The 7,149-nt window shown below is 72.4% G+C and carries 5 protein-coding genes (1 of these 5 running past the window's edge); 2 read left to right on the top strand and 3 right to left on the bottom strand.

Translation table 11 applies throughout. The features are described from left to right. Nucleotides 1-8: 8 nt before the first annotated feature. Nucleotides 9-3,065, top strand: a complete 3,057-nt coding sequence (locus FHU37_RS00230; protein ID WP_246449496.1) for a vitamin B12-dependent ribonucleotide reductase — start codon at nucleotides 9-11, stop codon at nucleotides 3,063-3,065. Between the two features lie 172 nt (nucleotides 3,066-3,237). Here the strand turns inward: FHU37_RS00230 and FHU37_RS00235 are convergent, their stop codons facing one another. Then, nucleotides 3,238-3,858: a TetR/AcrR family transcriptional regulator gene (locus FHU37_RS00235; RefSeq protein WP_179812217.1), complete on the bottom strand. Its 621-nt coding sequence runs from the start codon at nucleotides 3,856-3,858 to the stop codon at nucleotides 3,238-3,240. Nucleotides 3,859-3,974: 116 nt separating this feature from the next. Between FHU37_RS00235 and FHU37_RS00240 the strand changes: the two genes are divergently transcribed. After that, nucleotides 3,975-4,844 (top strand): SDR family NAD(P)-dependent oxidoreductase, encoded by an 870-nt coding sequence (locus tag FHU37_RS00240; protein ID WP_179812218.1) that lies wholly within the window; start codon nucleotides 3,975-3,977, stop codon nucleotides 4,842-4,844. A 52-nt stretch (nucleotides 4,845-4,896) separates the two neighbouring features. On the opposite strand, the gene FHU37_RS00245 is transcribed toward FHU37_RS00240, so the two are convergent. After that, complete coding sequence (locus tag FHU37_RS00245; RefSeq protein ID WP_376773869.1) at nucleotides 4,897-5,445, bottom strand: TetR/AcrR family transcriptional regulator; 549 nt, start codon at nucleotides 5,443-5,445, stop codon at nucleotides 4,897-4,899. A 228-nt stretch (nucleotides 5,446-5,673) separates the two neighbouring features. Next, nucleotides 5,674-7,149 carry the 3' portion of an acyl-CoA dehydrogenase family protein gene (locus tag FHU37_RS00250; protein WP_179812220.1) on the bottom strand. The gene runs 180 nt beyond the window's last position, so the window shows 1,476 of its 1,656 coding nt (coding positions 181-1,656); its start codon lies beyond the right edge, outside the window; the stop codon is at nucleotides 5,674-5,676.

Raw genomic sequence — 7,149 nt, forward strand, 5'->3', positions numbered from 1 at the left:
GAGGACCCATGACAGACACCACCAGCGGCTCCGGCTCGGCAGACGACAGGTCCGCCACCCCGGGCGCCACCGCGCAGCCCGGCCCGGCCAACGAGCCGGCCAAGGCCCGCGGTGCCCGCAAGAACGTCTCCGCCGCCGCCACCGCCGCAGCCCCCAAGGCCACCGCGAAGGTGCCCGGCGCCGGCACGGGAACCTCCGGGAAGCGCAAGAACCACGGCGGCGCCGGACACGGTCGCGGCCTGCGCATCGACCGCATCCACACCACGCCCGGCGTCCACCCCTACGACGCGGTCACCTGGGAGCGCCGCGACGTCGTCATGACCAACTGGCGCGACGGCTCGGTCAACTTCGAGCAGCGCGGCGTCGAGTTCCCCGACTTCTGGTCGGTCAACGCGGTCAACATCGTCACCAGCAAGTACTTCCGCGGCGCCGTCGGCTCCCCCGAGCGCGAGAGCAGCCTCAAGCAGCTCATCGACCGCGTCGTGAAGACCTACCGGGCCGCCGGCGAGGAGCACGGCTACTTCGCCAGCCCCGCCGACGCCGAGATCTTCGAGCTGGAGCTCACCCACGCCCTGCTCCACCAGATCTTCAGCTTCAACTCGCCCGTCTGGTTCAACGTCGGCACCAAGCAGCCGCAGCAGGTGAGCGCCTGCTTCATCCTGTCCGTCGACGACTCGATGGACTCGATCCTGGACTGGTACAAGGAAGAGGGCCTGATCTTCAAGGGCGGCTCCGGCGCCGGCCTGAACCTCTCCCGCATCCGCTCCTCCAAGGAGCTCCTCTCCTCGGGCGGCAACGCCTCCGGCCCGGTCTCCTTCATGCGCGGAGCCGACGCCTCCGCCGGCACCATCAAGTCCGGCGGCGCCACCCGCCGCGCCGCCAAGATGGTCGTCCTCGACGTCGACCACCCGGACATCGAGGACTTCATCGACACCAAGGTGAAGGAGGAGGAGAAGATCCGCGCCCTGCGCGACGCCGGGTTCGACATGGACCTCGGCGGCGCGGACATCACCTCCGTCCAGTACCAGAACGCCAACAACTCCGTCCGGGTCAACGACGAGTTCATGCGCGCCGTCGAGGAGGGCCGGGAATTCGGCCTGCGCGCCCGGATGACCGGCGAGGTCATCGAGACCGTCGACGCCCGCAAGCTGTTCCGGCGGATGGCCGAGGCCGCCTGGGCCTGCGCCGACCCCGGAATCCAGTACGACGACACCATCAACCACTGGCACACCTCGCCCGAGGCCGGGCGCATCACCGCCTCGAACCCCTGCAGCGAATACATGCACCTGGACAACTCCTCGTGCAACCTCGCCTCGCTGAACCTGATGAAATTCCTCCGCGAGGGGACCGACGGCGCCGCCGACACCTTCGACGCCGAGACCTTCGCCAAGGTCGTCGAGCTGGTCATCACCGCGATGGACATCTCCATCTGCTTCGCCGACTTCCCCACCGAGAAGATCGGCGAGACCACCCGCGCCTACCGCCAGCTCGGCATCGGCTACGCCAACCTCGGCGCCCTGCTGATGGCCACCGGTCACGCCTACGACTCCGACGGCGGCCGCGCCCTCGCCGGCGCCGTCACCTCCCTGATGACCGGCACCGCCTACAAGCGCTCCGCCGAGCTCGCCGAGGCCGTCGGCGCCTACGACGGCTACGCCCGCGACGCCGAGGGCCACAAGCGGGTCATGCGCCAGCACGCCGAGGCCAACGCCGCCGCCACCCGCATGCACCCCATGGACACCGGCATCTGGGACCACGCCACCCGGGCCTGGCAGCAGGTCCTGGAGCTCGGCGAGCAGCACGGCTACCGCAACGCCCAGGCCTCCGTGCTCGCCCCCACCGGCACCATCGGCCTGATGATGGACTGCGACACCACCGGCGTGGAGCCCGACCTCGCCCTGGTGAAGTTCAAGAAGCTGGTCGGCGGCGGCTCCATGCAGATCGTCAACAACACGGTGCCGCGCGCCCTGAAGAACCTCGGCTACCAGCAGGAGCAGATCGAGGCGATCGTCGAGCACATCGCCGAGCACGGCCACGTCGTCGACGCCCCCGGCCTGAAGCCGGAGCACTACGAGGTGTTCGACTGCGCCATGGGTGAGCGCGCCATCTCCGCGATGGGCCACGTGCGGATGATGGCCGCCGCGCAGCCCTTCCTGTCCGGCGCGATCTCCAAGACCTGCAACGTGCCCGAGACCGCCACCGTGGAGGAGATCGAGGAGATCTACTTCCAGGGCTGGAAGCTCGGCCTGAAGGCCCTGGCGATCTACCGCGACAACTGCAAGGTGGGCCAGCCGCTCTCCGCCAAGAAGAAGGAGGAGAAGCAGGCCGCCGTCGCCGAGGAACAGCCCAAGGTCGAGAAGGTCGTCGAGTACCGCCCGGTCCGCAAGCGCCTGCCGAAGGGGCGCCCCGGCATCACCACCTCCTTCACGGTCGGCGGCGCCGAGGGCTACATGACCGCCAACTCCTACCCGGACGACGGCCTCGGCGAGGTCTTCCTGAAGATGTCCAAGCAGGGCTCCACCCTCGCGGGCATGATGGACGCCTTCTCCATCGCCGTCTCCGTCGGCCTCCAGTACGGCGTGCCGCTGGAGACCTACGTCTCGAAGTTCACCAACATGCGCTTCGAGCCGGCGGGCCTGACCGACGACCCGGACGTGCGGATGGCGCAGTCCATCGTCGACTACATCTTCCGCCGCCTCGCGCTGGACTTCCTGCCCTTCGAGACCCGCTCCGCCCTCGGCATCCACTCCGCCGAGGAGCGCCAGCGGCACCTGGAGACCGGCTCCTACACCGCCGAGGACGGCTTCGAGGAGGAGGACCTGGAGGGGCTCCAGCAGTCCGCCCCGCGCCAGCCGGCCCGTCCGAAGCCGGTCGAGGTGCGCACGGAGCAGCCCAAGGAGACCGTCCGCCAGGCGTCCGACGTGCACAGCTCCACGGAGCTCGTCGAGGCCCAGCTCGGCCTGGACGCCGACGCGCCGATGTGCTTCAACTGCGGCATCAAGATGCGCCGCGCCGGAAGCTGCCACGTCTGCGAGGGCTGCGGCTCCACCAGCGGCTGCAGCTGAGCACCGCGCCCGCCCGCTGAACGGCGGGCAGTGAACACCGAGCGCTGACCACCGAGCGCCGACCGCGGCCCCGGTTCCACCCCCGGAACCGGGGCCGCAACACGCGTGGGGCCGCGGCACTCGTGGGGCCGCGGCACTCGCGCCAGCCGGCGCGCTCGCGGGCCCGGAAGGCTCAGCGCTCGACCGACAGCATGGTGCGCAGCACCTCGGTGATCTGCCGCGCCAGCGCGCCGTCCACCGGGGCGTGCCGGCTGAGCAGCCGGTACCACATCGTGCCGAAGGCGAAGTCGACCGCCAGATCGAGCGGCATCCGCGGCGCCAGCTCGCCCCGCGACACCCCCCGCTCCAGGATCGCCCGCAGCGCGTCGCGGCGCGGACCGATCACCGTCCCCTGCAGCTTCTCCGCCAGCTCGCCGTCCGCCTGGGCGTCCGCCATCAGGCCGACCAGCGCGTGCCCGGTCGTCCCCCGGGTAAGCGTGAAGGTGGCGTCGAGCAGCCGCTCGACGTCGGTCAGGGTGTCACCGGTGTCCGGCCGCAGCCGCGCCTCCTCCACCTCGGCCAACGCCCGCAGCGCCTCCAGCAGGACGTCCGTCTTCGCCGGCCACCAGCGGTAGACGGTCTGCCGGCCCACCCCGGCGGCGTCCGCGATGCCCTTGATCGTCAGATGCTGGTAGCCCTCCTGCTGGCAGAGCCTGAGCGCCGACTCCAGCACCGCCCGGCGCGCGGACTCGCTGCGGGGGCGCCCACGCGGCGCGGTCGGCGGGGGACCAGGGGAGGGGGCCGCGGCGCTCATGCTGGCACTTTACGAGACCGGACGCCGCGCACTAGCTTTTGCGAACCACCGTGTCTCGTTTTAGGAGTCGGCATGGGACACCACCGCCCCACCCCCGCGCTGACGGAGGCCACCCGATGAGGGCCGCCCGCCGCGACCCCACCGCCGCCGCCGGACGGCTCGACGACCGCACCATCCTGGTCACCGGAGCCACCAGCGGACTCGGCCGCCACCTCGCCCTCCGCCTCGCCTCCGCCGGCGCCCGGGTCCTCCTGCACGGCCGCGACCCCGACCGCGTCCACCAGACCGCCGAGACCATCCGCTCCACCGGAGGCAGGGCCGTCGAACTCGTCGCCGACCTCGCCGAACTCCGCCAGGTCGACGCCCTCGCCGACCGCCTCCTCGCCGGCCACGACCGCCTCGACGCCGTGGTCAGCAACGCCGGCATCGGCGCCGGCCCACCCGGCGCCGCCCGCGAGGAGAGCGCCGACGGCATCGAACTCCGCTTCGCCGTCAACCACCTCGCCGGCTACCACCTCGTCCGGCGACTCCTCCCCCTGCTCACCACCTCCGCCCCCGCCCGGATCGTCAACGTCGCCTCCCTCGGCCAGCACCCCATCCCGGCCGACGACCCCCTCATGGAACGGCCCGGCGCCTACGACGGCTTCACCGCCTACGCGCGCAGCAAACTCGCCCAGGTCATGTTCACCTTCGACCTGGCCGCCGAACTCCACGGCCACGCCGTCACCGCCAACGCCGTCCACCCGGCCACCTTCATGGACACCGCCATGGTGCGCGAAGCCGGAGTCGAACCCATGAGCACCGTTCCCGAAGGCGCCAACGCCGTCCTGCGCCTCGTCGTCAGCCCCACCATGCGCGAGGTCACCGGCCGCTTCTTCGACGGCGAACACGAGGCCGCCGCCGCCGGCCAGGCGTACGACACCGACGCCCGCCGCCGCGTCCGCGAACTCTCCGACCGCCTCATCGAACAGGCACTCGCCGAATGACCCCCGCCCCGACCGTCCACCCCCGCAGCCACCGACCCCCACCGGCCCGCCCTCACCCGCCGGCCGCGAACACCCCCGCCCGGGCCGCCGCGACCGCCGCCCCCACCGCCTGGGCCACCGTGCCCCCGTCCATCGGCTCACCCGTGATGAACAGACGGAAGTACAGCGGTGCGGTCGTGGCCCGCACCACCGCACCGGCGTCGGTCCCCGCCGGCACCTCGCCACGCCGCTCCGCACGCTCCACGATCACCGCCGACCGCGCGTGCCGGTCCCGGAAGAAGGCGTGCAGCGCCGCCGCCGCCCGCTCCGAGTGGAACGCCGCCGCGACGAACGCCGACGGCGCCGCCCCCGCCTCGGCATCCGCGAAGGTCGCCCGCACCTCGTCGGCCAACCCGCGGAGATCCCCCTCCAGCGACCCGGTGTCCGGCGGCCGCCAGGAGTCCTCCCCGGCCAGGTCCAGGGCGTCCACCACCAGACCGTCCACCCCGCCCCAACGCCGGTAGACCGTCGTCTTGTGCACCCCGGAACGCTCCGCCACGTTCTCCACGGTCAGCCCCGCGTACCCGTGCAGCGCCAACTCCGCCAGGGTGGCGTCCCGCACCGCCTCCCGCGTCCGCGCCGTCCGCCCACCCGGCCGCCGGGTACCCGGCGTCGGGGCCGACCCCGCCCCCGCAGACTCCCTGGAACTCACACGCCACTCCGAACGCCGTGACCGACCGTGACCTGCCAGGCCACATCCTAAGGCGACGAACATCGCATTAGAGACGGGAGCGGCACCAGCCGCCCGCCCCACCCGACACCGCCCGACCCACCGCCGACCGGCCCAGCCTCACCCGGCCGCCGGCACCACCGGCCGCGCCCGCTCGATCAACACGTCCGTCGCCACCGACTCCCCGAGCGTCCCGAACGCGTACCCCACCACCCCGTCCTCCAGTCGCGACCCGCAGAACGCGTCCGCCACCGCCGGATGCCCGAACCGCACCAGCAACGACCCCTGCAACGCCAGCACCACCGCCTGCGCGACCCGCCGCGCCCGCGCCTCCAGACCCTCCCGACGCCCCAACTCCACCCGCAGCCGCCGCGCCGCCGCGTCCAACCGCCGATCCGCCCCCGCCGCCGCGTCCACCTCCGTCAGCACCGCCTCCACCGACTCCGGCTCCCGCGCCATCGCCCGCAGCCCGTCCAACGCCGTCACGTTCCCCGACCCCTCCCACACCGAGGTCACCGGCGCCTCCCGGTACAACCGCGGCATCCCGGAGTCCTCCACATAGCCGTTCCCACCCAGGCACTCCAACGCCTCCGCCGCATGGGCCGGCGCCCGCTTGCACACCCAGTACTTGGCCACCGGCAACGCCAACCGGCGCAGCGCCTCCTCCCCCGCGTCCCCCGCCACCGCCCGATCCGTCGCCCCCGCCAGGCGCATCGCCAACACCGTCGCCGCCTCCGCCTCCACGGCAAGATCGGCCAACACGTTGCGCATCAACGGCGCGTCCACCAACCGGGCACCGAACGCCCGCCGGTGCACCGCGTGGTGCACCGCCCGCGTCGTCCCCAACCGCATCCCCGCCGCAGCCACTAGCACACAGTCCATCCGCGTGAGGTTCACCATCTCCACGATGGTCCGCACCCCACGCCCCTCCTCACCCACCAGCCACCCCACCGCCCCCTCGTACTCCACCTCCGCCGAGGCGTTGGAGTGGTTCCCCAGCTTGTCCTTCAGGCGCATCAAGCGCACCCCGTTGCGCGCCCCGTCCGGCAGCACCCGCGGCACCAGGAAACAGGACAGCCCACCCGGCGCCTGGGCCAGACACAGGAACACGTCCGACATCGGCGCCGAGGTGAACCACTTGTGGCCGGTGATCCGGTACGCCCCCGCCTCATCCCCCACCGGCTCGGCACGCGTGGAGTTCGCCCGCACGTCCGACCCACCCTGCTTCTCCGTCATCGACATCCCGGCGACCAGCCCCCGCTTCCCCAGCGGCGGACGCAAACCCGGCTCGTAGTGCTCCGACGCCAGCAACGGCTCGTACCGACGCGCCAACTCAGGGTTGTGCCGCAGCGCCGGCACCACGGCGTACGTCATCGAGATCGGACAGCAGTGCCCCGCCTCCACCTGACTGGTCACGTAGAACGCCGCCGCCCGCACCACGTGCGCGGCCGCACCCGCGCCGTCCCGCCACGGCGCGGCGTGCAGACCACCCGCCACCGCCCGCCCCATCAGGTCGTGCCACGCCGGGTGGTACTCCACCTCGTCGATCCGGTACCCGTACCGGTCGTGGGTGTGCAACACCGGCCGGTGGACGTT

It is taken from the genome of Allostreptomyces psammosilenae, assembly GCF_013407765.1.
Lineage (GTDB): Bacteria > Actinomycetota > Actinomycetes > Streptomycetales > Streptomycetaceae > Allostreptomyces > Allostreptomyces psammosilenae.

Excerpts from the sequence above, each read along its gene's own strand:
- FHU37_RS00230 (WP_246449496.1), top strand. The coding sequence starts at position 9 with ATGACAGACACCACCAGCGGCTCCGGCTCGGCAGACGACAGGTCCGCC.
- FHU37_RS00240 (WP_179812218.1), top strand. The coding sequence starts at position 3,975 with ATGAGGGCCGCCCGCCGCGACCCCACCGCCGCCGCCGGACGGCTCGAC.
- FHU37_RS00235 (WP_179812217.1), bottom strand. The coding sequence starts at position 3,858 with ATGAGCGCCGCGGCCCCCTCCCCTGGTCCCCCGCCGACCGCGCCGCGT.